This is a genomic window from Geovibrio ferrireducens (genome assembly GCF_026226615.1).
Lineage (GTDB): Bacteria > Chrysiogenota > Deferribacteres > Deferribacterales > Geovibrionaceae > Geovibrio > Geovibrio ferrireducens.
Genome location: NZ_JAJAPB010000010.1, coordinates 14,406 through 26,966, shown reverse-complemented (window position 1 = coordinate 26,966; position 12,561 = coordinate 14,406). Strand labels below are relative to the sequence as shown.

Below are 12,561 nucleotides of genomic sequence, written 5' to 3'. Positions count from 1 at the left end.
CTTTCAGTCCTGCTTTTCGTACAGGCGTATGACAGGGGTCTCTTTTTCCAGAATCACTTCGTCTATCCTGATTATGGAGTTTAGCGGCAGAAAGGTGCGCTCAACATTCTTAAATTCTTTTTTTATTTTGTCATCCTGCGGGTTGAGAATAATGTCGGAGGAGTCCATAAAGACTATATCCGTCACCTCTATGAGCCCCAGAAAGGAGGAAGGGTTCACTTTTGATGCGTGGATGGTGAGGTTTTCCTTGGCGGCGTTTATGAAGTCAATCCTGAAAAGTTTTTTTTTCATCTTTGGTTATTATCCTCAAGCGGGGTTTTCCGTTTTCAATTTCCAGAGAAACATCAATATCAGCATATCCCTGTGATTTCAACTCATTTATTTTCGCATTCAGAGCGGAAAGAACCTTTTGTTTATCATAGTTTGCAGGCAGTTCCTCAAGCTTTTTGATAAACTTTTCGCTGTAGTTTTTCACTTCCCTCTCATCGTCATGAAAGGCGGGAGCTTTTATAAAGCCGTCCCTTATGCCTAAATCCCGCTGGATTTTCTGACGGAGCGAAAGGAAGCGGGCTGTAAGATTGTTGAACCTGAAACGCATAGTTGTATTGGTGATTGGCTTACGGTTGTAGCTCTGGACTATATTGTTTATTTCCCGCTCAACAGCGGCAGGCGGAAGCTTGATAGTTCCCCGTATAAACTGCTCATACTCAAACTTCATCTTGGTGATGAGCTTTTCAAGCCTTTCAATATCTTCCCTGACCGTTTTCGGATCCATTCCTGCTTATCCTCTGTCTGCGTGCCAGTCCGTCCAGCACCATATTAACCAAGCTTATCATAACCGCAGCACCGAGAGCAGGCAAAAATCCTTCGGCCACTATATCCTTAACAATTACTGAGGTGATTTTGACATACACGGCATTGAAAATAATATATGCCAGCCCCAGACTGAAAACCTGAAGGGGCAGGGTGAGGATAACCATGAGCGGACGTATGAAAATATGCAGAAATGTAAGCACGATGGAAGCGCTTATGAGGCTGAGCATATCCCCTGTCGCAAATCCGGGAATTGTTTTGCCAGCCACCCAGAAAGCTACCAGATTTGCAAAAATTCGGTATATAATGAAACTGTTTATATTCATGCTAAAACTATATTGCTTAAACCGGAACAAAACAAGATAATTATTATAGGAATAAAGGTGAAAATATATGATAGATCTCCACTGCCATTCAGTTTTTTCTGACGGAACCAAAATGCCCGCCGAGCTGGTGCGTATGGCAGATTCAAAACGGATAAGGCATCTGGCGCTCACCGATCATGACACAGTTGCCGGACTGCCGGATTTTTTTGCTGCAAAAGGCAATACCGAAAGGATAGCAGGAACAGAGATCAGCATTGAGTTCTCACCCGGAACCATGCATGTGGTGGGGCTTTTCATAGATTACAAAAATCCCGGACTCACATCAAAACTTAATGAGCTTCTCATTGCCAGAAAGGAGCGGAATGACAGCATGCTCAAAGAGGTGGGCAGACTTGTGGGCAGAGATGTTACTGAGGAAGAGGTGAGCACTTCAAACCTGGGCGAACTCGGCAGGCCGCACATTGCCAAGTTTCTGATAAGAGAGGGTATTGTTGCGGATATGGAAGAGGCATTCGACAAATATCTGGGCAAAGGCAAACCTGTTTACCGGGAGAGAAAAAGGTTCAGCTTTGAGGAAAGCGCGGGGATGATACACTCTGCGGGCGGAATAACTATTCTGGCTCACCCCTTCAGCATGAGGTTGGAGAAGGATGCTTATCTGCCTTACATCAAAGGGATGATGGATAAGGGGCTTGATGCTGTCGAAACTTACTGCTCATACCACTCGGAAGAAGACACTTTATTTTTTAATGATTTAGCCAAAAAACTCAGCCTGCCTGTCTCCGCAGGAAGCGATTACCACGGCGAAAACAAAACAAACGTCAAGCTGGGCAAATGGAACTGCCGTCTGCCTAATCCTGAAAATGTTCTCTATGCTTTAAAAAAGAAGGCAGAACAGTATAGGTGACAACTCCATGGATGGAGTTGCGCCGTGCGGAGCGAAGCCGCTTTTTAAGCGGCGCGAGCGTGTATCCAAAATCCGGCAGGATGCGCGGATTTTGGATTGTTATGACAGAACTGCCGTCTGCCTAATCCTGAAAATGTTCTCTATGCTTTAAAAAAGAAAGCAGAGCAGTATAGGTGACTTTTCTGGCAGTTTGGTAAGCTGCTCCTTATTCGTCCTGAAATTTCCTGAATGTAAATATTAAATATTAGAAAAAAAGCAAACATTACTCCTATTTGATGCAGATGAATCATTTTATTTATATTTTATATGCTCTTACACTGACATTTATTTGCAGTTTGAGCAGTATAAATGCTAATATTTATTTATTAAATATCAACAGGGAGGAAACATGCGAAAGTTAATTGTTTTAGTCATGCTTATCAGCGGGTTGCTGATGGGCTGCGATTCCAGGATCTTTGAGGGCAGAAGCGGTAAGGGAGAACCGGATGCAGAAAACCCTTACAAAGGCTTCTATACCGGGGTGTACTCAAGCCCGTCTGTTTCCGGTGCATGGAGCATCACTGTAGACGGAGACGGAGATATAACGGGCATAGCTGAGGATGCGTATAACTCATATGAATCATTCAGTCTGATCGGCAGTGTGAATGAAGACGGCAGTGCTGTTGTTATCGGCAACTCTTTTGTATCAAAACTCAGAGCGGCGGGAATCATCAGCTTCACATTTGATGACCTCGGCGCAGACTCAATAACGGGCACATGGAGCAAGGACGGCGGAACTTCAACAGGTTCGTTCAGCGGTGTTCTGCTTTATCAGGGTACGCCTCCTGTTAACACATCTCCGCAGATTTCCGGCACACCGATCATAGAAATTACTGCCGGAAATTTATATGACTTTACCCCCATCTCTTTTGATGCAGATGATGATACGGTAACATTTACCATACTCAATAAGCCTCTCTGGGCTGATTTCAACAGTGAAACCGGAGCACTGACAGGCACTCCAGCTTCCGGCGATGTCGGGGTTTATGATGAAATTGTGATAACTGCCGTGGACGGCAGAGGCGGTTACGACCACCTCGATATGTTCAGTATAACAGTTAACGCTGCCAACTCTGCTCCTGAGATTTCAGGAACTCCGCAGACAGCTATAACTGCTTTTTCAGCTTACAGTTTTACGCCCGGCGCGAATGATACGGACAATGACCCTCTCACATTCAGCATAACAAATAAGCCTGACTGGGCAACATTCAGCACGTCAACAGGCGCTCTTACCGGAACGCCTGATAATAGTGATGCGGCTGTTTACAGCGGCATCGTTATCAGCGTATCAGACGGGAACGGCGGTTCAGCTTCACTTCCGGCATTCAGTATTACCGTGGCTTATCTGAACTCTGCTCCGACAATAGATGGCACACCGAACGGTTCAACAGTTTTCGGACAGGCTTATTCGTTTATTCCAAATGCTGCGGATGCTGATAATGATCCCCTGACATTCAGCATAACGAACAAGCCTGACTGGGCAACTTTCAATACATCCACAGGCGCTCTTACAGGTACTCCGACTCTGGGGAATGCAGGGGGGTATGATAATATAACTATAAGCGTATCTGACGGTACTGCCGACTCGGTTGAACTTGCCGAGTTCGGGATCAAGGTTCTGGGCGGCGTAGTGAAGACCGGATCGACGGGTTCATTTGGTTTTGATGATGCCTATTATGAAAATATAGGTTATGGAATTACCAGAAATTTCTCAGACGATTTAATATTCGGCTATATTGTAGATAATAATTATGGTCTGAGATGGCTGAATGAATTAAATAATAATACCTACACTCATGCTGATGCTGTAAGCTATTGTGCGACTAAAACGGTCGGAGGATTCACATGGCGGTTACCTTCCATAAAAGAGCTCCATACTATTGTTAACTACAATAACAGCCCTGCTGTTGAAAGTAATTTTATGAACGTTACTCCGCATTCTTACTGGTCATCAACATCCATTGACGCAGACTCTAATAATTTTCTATATGTAAACTTCTTAAGAGGGGAAACATACGAAAATTCGTCAGATCAGCTCTGGAAGGCGGTATGTGTAAGCGGTGGCAGTGTTCCAGGCAGTGACTTTGTAAAAAGTGAGGACGGTGCCGTTATAACCGATACAGTTACTCAGCTTGTGTGGGAAAACAGAACAGTATCCAATATTGTGGTTTCCTGGGATATAGCTCTTTCCTATTGCGAGAACCTTGATCATGGCGGTTATACTGACTGGAGGCTTCCGAATATTAACGAACTCCAGACACTTTACGATCATACGCAGCACTCTCCGTCAGCAAATGATGTATTTGATACTTTCGATGCTCAGGCAGAATACTACTCCGGTGCTCCGTTTGGATACTACTATTGGTCATCCACCTCTGTACCCGGTGATTCCTCTGCTGCTCTGTTTGGAGGTTTCACCAACGGCGTGACCGAGTATGAATTAAAAATGTTGCTCTACAATACTATATGCGTAAGAGGCGGCTATAAGGTTTCTGTTCCTTGACAACTGAAAGAAATTATTAGTAATATTGAGTTAATTTAATGGCGGGGGTTTATGCTCCCGCCTTTTTACTTTATATGTTCAAAAACTTCCATGTGGTTGTCTATCCTTGTGCTTTCATGGAGACTGTTTCCGAATGAAATAAACGGAACATTAGCTCCTTTTGCCGCCTTGTAATCGGCCTCGGAATCTCCAAGGAAAAGCATATTGCTCTTGGGTGAGGCAAAGTGTTCTGCTATTTTGTTCAGCCCCTCAGGATGGGGTTTGGGGCGTACGACATCAAAACTGCAAACCAGTCTGTCAAAGTAGTCATACATTTTGAAGTGCTTGAGAAGCGGATCTATGGAAACGCCTCGGTTAGTACATACCGCCATTTTGTGCCCGTCTGATTTCAGTTTTTCCAGTGCTTCGAAAATTCCTGCTGCGGGTATCATTTTATCCAGAAACATGCGGAAGTTGAGCTTGGTGGCAAACTCCATTATCTCGTTAAACTTCTTTTCATCCTTGCAGAAGTGGCTGATTATCTCGCTGTTGGTGCTCATCATCGCCAGTTCAAAGGTTTTCGGATCGTCCCAGTCGGGCATGCCGAGATCGAACTTCTCGAATACATAGTCATAATAGGCTTTTACAGCCCTTGAGCTGTCAAAAAGAACGCCGTCACAGTCATACACAATAATTTTTTTCATAACCGGAAGTTAATATATTCCGTCATGAATATCAAGGTGCATGATTTTCCTTAAAGAAAAAATTACCCTGCCCGAACAGGAAAAAAGTGCTCATTTAGTGTGGTCTTGAGGGTTTTTCATATGGCTTGGTGTTTGCTAATGCAATGTATGGCGTGCTGTGCCCTCAGTCAGTTCTTCTAAAGAAAAGGGTGCAAAGTGCCGATAATATGATCACATCGGAGGAGTTGCAGTTATGGGCGCAATAAAGATGAGCGGTGTTATTTCAGGCATGGACACCAATGCGATAGTCGAACAGCTTGTCGCGCAGAGTCAGATTCCGATTACCAATCTCCAGAATAAATACGACCTCAAACAGCTTGAGAAGGATGTTTATCAGAATATAAGCGACAGGCTTAGCACTATGAACAGCAACCTTCTTACCCTAAGGCTTGAATCCACATATAAAACCAAAACCACTGAAAGCTCCAATACCGCAGTTCTTTCTGCTAAGGCCACAACCGAGGCGGCAAAGGGTTCTTATTCGGTTATTGTCAAACAGACTGCGAAAAACTCATCTTGGGTCAGCTCCTATACCAGACAGAGGCTGACCACAAAAGGTGCGGGGATTACAGGCTCTACAGGTATGCCGTCAGATTATCTCGAAGGCAAACATACGGTAACCGTCACTAACGAAGGCTCTTACTACATGGCTGTGAACAGCTTTAAACCTAATGAGTGGGGAAGTTTCAAGAAGCAAAGCGGAATGGCTATAGACTCCGCAGTTGTTTCATCAGACGGAACAGTACAGAATGCGCTTAGCGGTTCTCTGACTTTTAAGATGACAGACAGTGAGGGGACACAGAACCTTTCCGCTAATGTTGATGTGGCTGCCGGATATAATATCAATGAAGCTGCGAGAGATATTGAAACCACCCTTAATGATAATATAAATTCAGCAAAGGGAACTGCGGGTGTTCAGTATGTGGCTGTAAGGGCTGATTATGATAAGGATGCGGATGAGTGGCGCATGTCCGTCTATACTCCGTCAACTATTACCGGCGTCAGTGTAACCCCGACAGACAGCGGTTTGGGTTCGACATTGGGTTTTGATGCTGACGGTTATGACTCCACAGAATCGGTAACAACAATAACCTCATACTTCATAGGCTCCAACCTTACCACCCTCGGTCAGAAACTTAACAGCACATCAAGCGGCCTGATAAGCGGTGTAACTCTCACCGGTACAGGGCTTACGGAGGGCACTTTTGAAATAACTCAGGATGCTTCGCTTCTGGTGGCTTCCGAATCTTACTCCACTGTCACAGGGGCGACCGGGTTTTACTCAACCCCGTCTTCCGCGCTCACTCAGAACCTCTCTGCCGTTGGTGCGACTACTGCCGCAAACGGTTACTTCACCATAAACGATACACGTATTTATATTGACGACTATTCAAAACTCACGGTTAACGACCTTCTGGCTAAAATAAACTCATCCGGCGCCGGAGTGACCGCCTCATATGACCAGGCAGCAAATAATATTGTGCTTACAAGCAATACGTCAGGGTCAGCATCCATAACTGTGGGAGATACCTCAGACACCAGCAATATGCTGTCTGTTCTTAAACTTACAGCAAATCAGGGAGCAGTTAAATCCAGCGGCTCAAGCAGCGGCAGCATATCCACCACAAGTGCCCTCAGCTCCGCAGGTCTGTCCTCAACACCTTCAAGCGGTACTTTCACCATAAACGGAGTATCGATTTATGTTGATGTCTCCACGGATTCTCTGAATGACGTAATTAAAAAGGTTAATGTTTCCGGCGCAGGCGTGACTATGGTTTACGACAGTGTGAGAGATAAAATAACTGTGACCGGAACCGGAACAGAGCAGATAACCTTCGGTTCGCCAAACGATACCAGCAGTTTTCTTTCCTCTGTGAATCTCAGCCGGAATATAACAACTGCTCAATCACTCGGTTCAGCGGGCAGAAACTCTATAGTTGAGGTGAACGGTGTCACCTATGTTCGTGAGAGCAACGAGGTCAGCGATATTATCGCAGGTGTGACCCTTGACCTACGCTCTGCAAGTGAAACTCCGGTTACTATAAGCATTTCATCTGACACCACAAAAGCAACCGAGGCTTTGGCAGGTTTCATAAAAACATATAACGAACTTATGACAGTTCTCAATGCTCCTGCGCTGGATAAGGATCAGAAAAAATATCTTACCGCTCTCACTGATGAGGATAAGACGAGTATGTCTGATGATGAGATTGCAGAGTATCAGGCAAAATACGAAGAATACAATACATACAGCATGATCCGTAAAAGCTCTGAACTCAGAAATCTCAGACAGAGTTTGCGAACAACTCTCTTCACAGATATTCAGGGGCTGAGCGGTTCGGTATCAAACCTTTTGCAGCTTGGGATTGATATAGCAGGCGACGGGGATCTAACCATAGAAAAACTAGGCCTCCTTGTGACCGACTCCACTGATTACGATGAGATTCTTGCGGCTTTGCAGTCAAATGAAAAGCTCCAGTCGATGCTTACTGATAATGCGGATGATGTCTATGAATTTTTTTCTGCTAATAAAATCATCGGAAATGACGATAGTAAAAAAGAAGATGATGACGGCAATCCGATTAACGAGAGTAACGATATAAAAGGTTGGACAAGGATTTATGCTTCACTGATAACCCGTTATACAAATTATGACGGCATGATCCAGAAAAAAATTGTTTCCCAGGGAACTCTGGACAATGAAATGTTAAAGATTGCTGAGCAGATAGAAAGATACCAGCTGAGGGCAGAACAGCAGCTTGAAAGATACTGGGCACAGTTCACGGCGATGGAAAAAGCAATTGCCGATGCACAGGCTCTCGGAAACTCGCTCAGTTCGCTTACCAGCAGTTCATCATAAAATATCTTAAAAAAGGAGTTGATCTGGTGACAAAACCGTATCAAAATTATATCAGACAGGAAGTTGAGGGAGCCACTAAAGGAAAGCTGGTGCTTTTGCTGTATGACGGTGCAGTAAAGTTTATGCGTATTGCTGTTCTGGCGATAGAAGAGGGAAAAATTCCCGAAGCGCATAACAATATTATGAAAGCCCAGAATATCATTTATGAACTCATGTCCTCCCTCAATATGGACGCCGGAGAAATTTCCCAGAACCTTCTCAGGCTTTATGACTTCATGATCTGGTCACTTATCGAGGCCAACAAGAGCAAGGATAAAACCAAGGTGGAGTCTGCTATATCCATCATGACCGAGCTCAGGGAAGCATGGAAGGGTGTTGTTGAGCAGGAAGAAAGAGGCGGCTCATCAGTTGAGGCGGCTCCTAAATCAATAAATTTTGCAGGGTGATGTGTGATCAACGCAGATAACAGCATTGTCAACTTGCGTGAAAGACTTCTGGAAGCGGATAAGAGAAGAACCCAGTCCGTACAGGACGGGAAATCCTCATCCGTTTCCTCAGTTTCAGCCTCACTGGGGCAGCAGAGCAGTATTGCGGATATAATTGAGATCCGTAATGAAAATAAGCTCGCCGCAGTCGGACCTGTCCGCACGGAAGAGGAAGCACGCAGTATAATAACAATGCTTAAAAGCAAATTTACAACCGAAGGCGGGGAATCGATCAATGCCCACAGGAAGGCAAATGCCGAAACTGTTATGGGCTTTTATCCTTTTGAGTAAATCCTCCCTTCCGACTCATATTGCAGACCTTTATCTGCGTCCTGTTTCCACATCTTAGCGAATTGTTTTGTCTACCAATTATTTCCCCGGTATTAAAGTGTGATTTTGTATGAAAAACAGTCTTGAAATTATAAGCTCCCAGGTAACAGAGCTTGCCGACAGAATAATATCCTCAGAAATCAATGAAGATTATATGCAGCTTATAGAACGCTATAACAGCAATTTCAGCCAGTTTATCCAGATTGTCAGCGCTATGCCTGAAAATGAAAGAACCGGAAACAGTGTAATCGGCATGGTTGAGGAAAAACACAAAGAGCTTGAAAGAAAATTTGAGAAGGACAGGACTGGTCTGCGTGATGCTATCATAAACCTTAATTCAAGCATGAGTGTAAAACAGAAATATTACAGCAAGAATATAACGCGTATAGGGATGGACAGAAAAGGCTGATTAACTAATCTCCCCGAAGACATTTTTGTGTCTGGCGGCAGAAAAAAAGCAAATACAACCAAAACACAGGCGGTTTTCACCGCCTGCGGGATTATTCAGAACAAAAAGCTTGAGAAGAGTTTAAAGAGAGCTTTCTCAGTTCATCTTGATGAGAAGTTCTTTAATCTCCTTGCCGGGTTTGAAGTAGGGAACCTTTTTGGAAGGCACGTCCACTTTGTCTCCGGTTTTGGGGTTTCTTCCCATTTTGGAATTCTTCTCTCTGATTTTGAAACTTCCGAAGCCTCTTATTTCCACCTTGTCGTCGTTGCGCAGAGCATCTTTAATGGATGAAAACACGCCGTTGACGATAAATTCAACCTGCTTTTTTGTAAGGTTAGTGTTCTCAGCAGAGATGATTTCGATAAGCTCAGACTTTGTCATTTGCAACCTCCCCTTATTAGGGTGTCTTGATGGAATTTTTTAATTTACAATATTATATCCAATGCCTTATAAAGTGTAAAGTCTAATTGGGCAAATATTTATGCAATTTTTTCAATTAACTGTATTGTACAGGCGGATTTTGTGTCGGTTTTCTTTAAAAGCGTGATGAAGTCATCCTTCGGGATATTTACCAGCCGCATCTTCGGACTTATCAGAGATATAGCCGTGGCGGCTTTTTTCGGCGCAAATGCCGTTACAGATGCCTTCTTTGTGGCGTATGCCATTCCTAATCTTTTCAGGGCTTTTTTTGCAGAAGGTGCGCTGACCTCGGCGTTTATTCCTTTCCTGAGTGACAACTTAGCCGCTGATAAAAGAAAAGCGTTTTCATACGTAACCAGTATGATGGTTGTTCTTTTCGTGCTGGTAACTTCAATTGTCGTGCTCATTTCCCTTTTTCCCAAGCAGATAATTTTCCTTTTTATGCCGGGTTATCACGGCTCTGCGGATATTATAGCCACAGCGGGTGATATGCTGCGTCTGGTTATGCCTTATCTTGTATTCATAACTCTTTGCGGGCTCTTTACAGGTTACCTTTACCTTCATAATTCATATTACGTGCCTTATTCATCCACAGCCCTTCTTAATATAGCGATGATAGCCGGAGCTTACGCCGGGTATAAGCTGGGCGGCAATATAATGTGGCTCTGTTACGGCGTTATTCTGGGCGGTGCTTTGCAGCTTCTGTATATATTTGTATATGCGGTGATGAAGGGCTTCCGTTTCAGGTGGGACGGAATGCATCCGGATGTGAGAAAAACCTTCCGTCTGCTTATCCCTTCCCTTGCCGGGCTGGGAATCAACCAGCTTTACTTTACACTGGGGAGAATTATTGCCTCTTTTCTGGCAGCAGGCAGTATTTCATATCTTTACTATGCCGACAGGATCTTTCAGCTACCCCTTGGAGTGTTTTCCATAGCTGTAGGGGCGGTTTCTCTCACAGAAATAAGCAAGGCTAATACGGCGGGCAACTTCGCCTACCGCAATACGCTCATAGACAAAGCCTTTGTTGCTATTTTCGTAATAATTATGCCCGCAACTCTGGGGCTGGTGCTTCTGGCGGATGAGATAACGGCGTTGATATACGCCCGCAATCAGTTTACGGGAGTGGATGTGTACAATACGGCTCAGGCGCTTGTGATGTTCAGTGTGGGGATGATCTTTTTCTCATATGTCGGGCTTCTGGCAAAAGTATTTTTCTCCGAGAAGGATATGCGCACACCTGTCAAGGGCGCTTTTCTTGGTCTTTGTGTTTATGCTGTGTCAAACCTGGTGCTTATAAAACCCTTCGGTCATGCCGGAATAGCTCTGGCATCAGGGGTTTCCGCTGCGGTCAATTCCTTTTACCTGTACTCCAGACTAAGAGATTACAGGTTTAATTTCAGAGGCAATGCGGTTCTTCTCTGCAAAATTATTTTTGCATGTTTTGTCATGGGTGTGTGCGCTGTGGGCTTATCAGCGGCGGGTATACATCTGCTGATTAATATCACTGCTGCCGCTCTGCTTTATTTTGCTGCACTGAAAATAACAGGCGTAAATATAAGAAAGGTACTCAGATGAAGCTCTGCATACAGAGAGTCAGTTCCGCCTTTGTCCGTGTGGAGGGCAAAACGGCTGCGGAAATAGGGAAGGGGCTTCTGATTCTTTTCGGCGCAGAAAAGGGGGATCAGGATGAGTTTATCAGCTTTCTGGCAAAAAAAGCCTGCGCCCTGCGGATATTTGAAGATGAAAAAGGGAAGATGAGCCTTTCTGTTAAGGATATTGGCGGAAGTGTTATAGTGGTGAGTCAGTTTACTCTGGCGGCAGACTGCCGCAAGGGGCTGAGACCTGATTTCGGAAACGCCATGGAACCGGGACTTGCCGAGAAATATTATGAAAAATTTGCTGCTCTCTGCCGTGATGAACTCGGCAAAGATAATGTCGGGACAGGTGTTTTTCGTGCCGAGATGGAAGTGGGGCTTGTAAATGACGGTCCTGTGACTATAATTTTAGAGAAGAGAATATAGGAAGGTGATAAATGAAGCTTGATCATATTGTGGTGAGACCTCTTTTTGTAAACTGCTTTTTCCTTTCAGATGATGAGGGCAGACTGATTATTTTCGATCCCGGCGGAGACGCGGATCTTATAATAGATAAAATCGAGAGCGAGAACCTTACTCCTGTGATGATTATGAACACCCACGGCCACTTTGACCATATAGGCGCAGTGAGCGAGCTTAAGGAAAAATACAACATTCCTTTTTATATACATAAGGATGACGAATTTCTCCTCGGCCAGTCAAAAAGCCACGCTGCTTTATTCGGCGCTGAACCTGCACCTGTTCCCTCAGCAGACAGATACGTGAAGGACGGCGATGTCATAGAGTTCGGCGGCGGCAAAATAACTGTGCTGCATACACCCGGACACACACCGGGCGGTGTATGCTACTTTATTGAGCCGATCAACGCTGTTATCACAGGAGACACTCTTTTCTGCGAAGGAGTAGGGCGCTCTGACTTCCCTTACGGAGATCACAATCAGCTTGTTGAAGGGATAGCATATAAACTGCTTACTCTGGCTGACGGCGTGACTGTTCATCCCGGTCACGAGGAATTCAGCACTGTCGGCTGGGAAAAAAAGAACAATCCGTACCTGAAAAGACTTTAAAACGGACTGAGGATAACCGCTTTGCTTTAAAAAAGATATGACA

The 12,561-nt window shown here is 44.6% G+C and carries 14 protein-coding genes; 9 read left to right on the top strand and 5 right to left on the bottom strand.

Features of this window, described 5'->3' with window-relative positions; translation table 11 throughout:
* Positions 1-3: 3 nt before the first annotated feature.
* The 3 genes from OSQ85_RS10600 to OSQ85_RS10590 are packed head-to-tail and all read right to left on the bottom strand — an operon-like array spanning position 4 to position 1,139.
* Positions 4-291 carry a DUF1820 family protein gene (locus tag OSQ85_RS10600; protein WP_265822982.1) on the bottom strand — a complete coding sequence of 96 codons (288 nt, stop codon included), beginning with the start codon at positions 289-291 and terminating at the stop codon, positions 4-6.
* Positions 266-775, bottom strand: a complete 510-nt coding sequence (locus OSQ85_RS10595; RefSeq protein ID WP_265822980.1) for a hypothetical protein — start codon at positions 773-775, stop codon at positions 266-268. The genes OSQ85_RS10600 and OSQ85_RS10595 overlap by 26 nt, the downstream gene beginning before the upstream one ends.
* On the bottom strand, positions 744-1,139 hold the full coding sequence (locus tag OSQ85_RS10590; protein WP_265822979.1) for a phage holin family protein: 396 nt from the start codon (positions 1,137-1,139) through the stop codon (positions 744-746). The genes OSQ85_RS10595 and OSQ85_RS10590 overlap by 32 nt, the downstream gene beginning before the upstream one ends.
* Positions 1,140-1,206: 67 nt before the next feature.
* On the opposite strand from OSQ85_RS10590, the gene OSQ85_RS10585 reads away from it, so the two are divergent.
* A complete protein-coding gene (locus OSQ85_RS10585; RefSeq protein ID WP_265822978.1) occupies positions 1,207-2,046 on the top strand; it encodes a PHP domain-containing protein in 840 nt (279 codons plus the stop codon).
* Between the two features lie 388 nt (positions 2,047-2,434).
* Positions 2,435-4,588: an Lcl C-terminal domain-containing protein gene (locus OSQ85_RS10580; protein WP_265822976.1), complete on the top strand. Its 2,154-nt coding sequence runs from the start codon at positions 2,435-2,437 to the stop codon at positions 4,586-4,588.
* A gap of 65 nt (positions 4,589-4,653) precedes the next feature.
* Here the strand turns inward: OSQ85_RS10580 and OSQ85_RS10575 are convergent, their stop codons facing one another.
* Positions 4,654-5,271 (bottom strand): HAD family hydrolase, encoded by a 618-nt coding sequence (locus OSQ85_RS10575; RefSeq protein WP_265822974.1) that lies wholly within the window; start codon positions 5,269-5,271, stop codon positions 4,654-4,656.
* A gap of 232 nt (positions 5,272-5,503) precedes the next feature.
* Here OSQ85_RS10575 and fliD point away from each other — a divergent pair, with 232 nt between their 5' ends.
* The 4 genes from fliD (at position 5,504) to OSQ85_RS10555 (ending at position 9,394) form a co-directional block, all read left to right on the top strand.
* Complete coding sequence (gene fliD, locus OSQ85_RS10570) at positions 5,504-8,170, top strand: flagellar filament capping protein FliD (RefSeq protein ID WP_265822972.1); 2,667 nt, start codon at positions 5,504-5,506, stop codon at positions 8,168-8,170.
* A 26-nt stretch (positions 8,171-8,196) separates the two neighbouring features.
* Entirely contained in the window at positions 8,197-8,616 is a 420-nt protein-coding gene (gene fliS / locus OSQ85_RS10565) for a flagellar export chaperone FliS (protein WP_265822971.1), read from the top strand.
* Between the two features lie 3 nt (positions 8,617-8,619).
* A complete protein-coding gene (locus tag OSQ85_RS10560) occupies positions 8,620-8,946 on the top strand; it encodes a hypothetical protein (RefSeq protein ID WP_265822970.1) in 327 nt (108 codons plus the stop codon).
* A gap of 109 nt (positions 8,947-9,055) precedes the next feature.
* On the top strand, positions 9,056-9,394 hold the full coding sequence (locus OSQ85_RS10555; RefSeq protein WP_265822969.1) for a hypothetical protein: 339 nt from the start codon (positions 9,056-9,058) through the stop codon (positions 9,392-9,394).
* A gap of 135 nt (positions 9,395-9,529) precedes the next feature.
* On the opposite strand, the gene OSQ85_RS10550 is transcribed toward OSQ85_RS10555, so the two are convergent.
* Complete coding sequence (locus tag OSQ85_RS10550; RefSeq protein WP_128466539.1) at positions 9,530-9,814, bottom strand: integration host factor subunit beta; 285 nt, start codon at positions 9,812-9,814, stop codon at positions 9,530-9,532.
* 141 nt (positions 9,815-9,955) lie between these two features.
* Between OSQ85_RS10550 and murJ the strand changes: the two genes are divergently transcribed.
* From murJ to OSQ85_RS10535, 3 genes are read left to right on the top strand one after another with little or no spacing between them, the layout of a single operon-like run.
* On the top strand, positions 9,956-11,431 hold the full coding sequence (gene murJ / locus OSQ85_RS10545; RefSeq protein WP_265822966.1) for a murein biosynthesis integral membrane protein MurJ: 1,476 nt from the start codon (positions 9,956-9,958) through the stop codon (positions 11,429-11,431).
* The gene (gene dtd, locus OSQ85_RS10540; protein ID WP_265822965.1) at positions 11,428-11,877 is read left to right on the top strand and encodes a D-aminoacyl-tRNA deacylase; all 450 of its coding nucleotides are present in this window, start codon (positions 11,428-11,430) and stop codon (positions 11,875-11,877) included. The genes murJ and dtd overlap by 4 nt, the downstream gene beginning before the upstream one ends.
* Positions 11,878-11,888: 11 nt before the next feature.
* Entirely contained in the window at positions 11,889-12,518 is a 630-nt protein-coding gene (locus OSQ85_RS10535; RefSeq protein WP_265822963.1) for an MBL fold metallo-hydrolase, read from the top strand.
* The last annotated feature ends 43 nt before the right edge of the window (positions 12,519-12,561 follow it).

Bases quoted from the DNA above. Each gene is read 5' to 3' on its own strand.
- OSQ85_RS10600 (WP_265822982.1), bottom strand. From the start codon at position 291: ATGAAAAAAAAACTTTTCAGGATTGACTTCATAAACGCCGCCAAGGAA.
- OSQ85_RS10595 (WP_265822980.1), bottom strand. From the start codon at position 775: ATGGATCCGAAAACGGTCAGGGAAGATATTGAAAGGCTTGAAAAGCTC.
- OSQ85_RS10590 (WP_265822979.1), bottom strand. From the start codon at position 1,139: ATGAATATAAACAGTTTCATTATATACCGAATTTTTGCAAATCTGGTA.
- OSQ85_RS10585 (WP_265822978.1), top strand. From the start codon at position 1,207: ATGATAGATCTCCACTGCCATTCAGTTTTTTCTGACGGAACCAAAATG.
- OSQ85_RS10580 (WP_265822976.1), top strand. From the start codon at position 2,435: ATGCGAAAGTTAATTGTTTTAGTCATGCTTATCAGCGGGTTGCTGATG.
- OSQ85_RS10575 (WP_265822974.1), bottom strand. From the start codon at position 5,271: ATGAAAAAAATTATTGTGTATGACTGTGACGGCGTTCTTTTTGACAGC.
- fliD (WP_265822972.1), top strand. From the start codon at position 5,504: ATGGGCGCAATAAAGATGAGCGGTGTTATTTCAGGCATGGACACCAAT.
- OSQ85_RS10555 (WP_265822969.1), top strand. From the start codon at position 9,056: ATGAAAAACAGTCTTGAAATTATAAGCTCCCAGGTAACAGAGCTTGCC.
- OSQ85_RS10550 (WP_128466539.1), bottom strand. From the start codon at position 9,814: ATGACAAAGTCTGAGCTTATCGAAATCATCTCTGCTGAGAACACTAAC.
- dtd (WP_265822965.1), top strand. From the start codon at position 11,428: ATGAAGCTCTGCATACAGAGAGTCAGTTCCGCCTTTGTCCGTGTGGAG.
- OSQ85_RS10535 (WP_265822963.1), top strand. From the start codon at position 11,889: ATGAAGCTTGATCATATTGTGGTGAGACCTCTTTTTGTAAACTGCTTT.